This is a genomic window from Pseudomonas sp. NPDC088414, assembly GCF_044753325.1.
Classification (GTDB): Bacteria; Pseudomonadota; Gammaproteobacteria; order Pseudomonadales; family Pseudomonadaceae; genus Aquipseudomonas.
In genome coordinates this window covers 1-2411 of sequence record NZ_JBIVMY010000071.1, presented here as the reverse complement: position 1 = coordinate 2411, position 2411 = coordinate 1, and the positions used below count along the sequence as shown (strand labels likewise).

The following is a 2411-nucleotide window of genomic DNA, read 5'->3' as shown; positions in this document are numbered from 1 at the left end:
CAGGGCGGACATCGCCACCACCGGTGCCAGGGTGAAGATCACCTTGTCGGCAAACGGCGGGGTCCAGTCTTCCTAGAAGAACATCTTCAGCATGTCGGCGGCGATCTGGAACATGCCGAACGGGCCAACGCGGTTCGGACCGTAACGGTCCTGCCACCAGCCCAGCAGGCGACGTTCGACAAAGCTGAGCAACGCGCCTGCGACCACAACGGCCAGCAGAATCACGATGGCTTTGATGACCGTCAGGATCACATCGATCACTTCAGGGGTGAACCAGGTCATTGCGCTGCCTCCTGCAGACCGTCGACGGACACGCCGGCGAATGCCGGTGGAATGCCGGCGATGCCCGCAGGCAAGGCCACCAGACCAGCGCCCAGTTCTTCATTGATGCGCAGCGGCAGACGCAGGGTCTGGCCGGCCACGTTCAGGCTCAGCAGGGCACCGTCGTTGACGCCCAGGCGATCCGCTTCGGATTTGGCCAGAGCCACGTACGGAGCCGGGATGCGTTCCTGCACCGGCGCGGCTTTCGACGAGTTTTCGTCGCTGCCGAACAGGTGGTAGAACGGCACGGCCTGCCAGGTGCCCGGCGCCGGGTTGAATGCACGCGGAGCAGCAGCGAACCAGTTCAGCGAATCACCGGTGCTTTCGATCAGGCGAGTGCCCGGATCGCCAGCGCGCAGATGACCACCGACTTCGTCCTGGAACTTGTTCCAGGCTTGCGGCGAGTTCCAGCCCGGCGACCAGGCGAATGGCACTTGCTGACGCGGTTCGGTCGAGCCCGAGTAACCTTCCATGGAGAAGGCGAACGCGGTGTCTTTGTCCTGCGGGGTGCGCGGTTCGTGAACGCTGATGTCGGCGCGCATCGCGGTGCGACCGGAATAACGCAGCGGCTCACGCGCCAGTTTCAGACCCTTGATGCGGAACGCGGCAGACGGCGCGGCATCGACGATGCGCGCCAGTTGCTCGGTGCTTGACGCCACGGCAGCGGTGACGTGGTCGAGTTGCGTCCAGTCGATCGGCTGGTTCAGCAGGGTCGAGCGCAGGGCGTGCAGCCAGCGCCAGCCTTCGTGAACCAGAATGCTCGCATCCATGTATTGCGGATCGAAAACCTGGAAGAAACGCTGGGCGCGGCCTTCCTGGCTGACCAGCGTACCGTCGCCTTCAGCGAAGCTCGCCGCTGGCAGCACCAGTTGCGCGCGGTCGGTGGTGGCGGTCTTCTGGTGGTCGGCAACGATCACTACTTTCGCAGCGCTCAGTGCGGCATCGACCTTGGCTTTCGAGGTGCGGGTGTACAGATCGTTTTCCAGCACGACGATGGCGTCGGCCTTGCCATCGATCACGGCTTGCAGCGCCGCGTCCACCGATTCGCCACCGAGCATGGCTAGGCCGAGGCTGTTGGCTTCCGGCACGATCAGGCTGATCGAACCGTTCTTCTCGCGCAGCTTCAGGGCTTTGGCGATGTTCGCCGCCGCTTCGATCAACGCTTTGGAACCCAGCGAAGTACCGGCGATGATCAGTGGACGTTTGGCTTTGATCAGGGCGTCGGCGATGCGCTTGGCCAATTCCAGTGCTTCCGCGTCCAGACCTTCGACGGCAGGGGCGCTGGCGTCCAGTGCGTGAGCAACGGCGAAACCGATGCGCGCCAGATCGTCTGGAGCCGCGTGTACGCACTCTTCAGCGATGTCGTCGAGCTTGGTTTCGGCCAGACTGGCGATGAACAGCGGGTTCAGTTCGTGCTGACCGATGTTCTTCACTGCGGCGTCGAGCCATGGCTGAACGCGCATGGCTTCGGCCATGTCTTCAGCTTTGCCCTTGACCGACTGACGCAGGGACAGCGCCATACGGGCGGCGGTCTGGGTCAGGTCTTCGCCGAGGACGAACACGGCGTCGTGGTCTTCGATGTCGCGCATGTTCGGCACAGGCAACGGGCTGTCTTTGAGCACTTGCAGGACCAGACGGATGCGCTCCAGCTCGGAGGCTTCGATACCGGAGTAGAAGTGCTCGGCGCCGACCAGTTCACGCAGCGCGTAGTTGCTTTCGAGGCTGGCGCGTGGCGAACCGATACCGACGATGTTGCGCCCGCGCAGCAGATCAGCGGCTTTATCCAGCGCAGCGTCGACGCTCAGTTTGGTGCCGTCGGCCAGCAGCGGCTGACGTGGACGGTCGGTGCGGTTGACGTAGCCATAACCGAAACGGCCGCGGTCGCACAGGAAGTACTGGTTCACCGAACCGTTGAAACGGTTTTCGATGCGACGCAGTTCGCCGTAACGCTCGCCCGGGGAGATGTTGCAACCGCTGGAGCAGCCATGGCAGATGCTCGGCGAGAACTGCATGTCCCACTTGCGGTTGTAGCGCTCGGAGTGCGTCTTGTCGGTGAACACACCGGTCGGGCAGACATCCGTGAGGTTGCC

Annotated in this window: 1 protein-coding gene and 1 pseudogene; both read right to left on the bottom strand. The window is 63.5% G+C overall.

All coding sequences use genetic code 11. The features are described from left to right. Window positions 1-282: pseudogene (locus tag ACIP8I_RS27070) on the bottom strand (NADH-quinone oxidoreductase subunit H); the annotation flags it as partial. Next, a partial coding sequence (locus tag ACIP8I_RS27065) for a molybdopterin-dependent oxidoreductase (protein WP_400764917.1) occupies window positions 279-2411 on the bottom strand: 2133 nt, incomplete at its 5' end. The gene ACIP8I_RS27065 and the pseudogene ACIP8I_RS27070, both read right to left, overlap by 4 nt.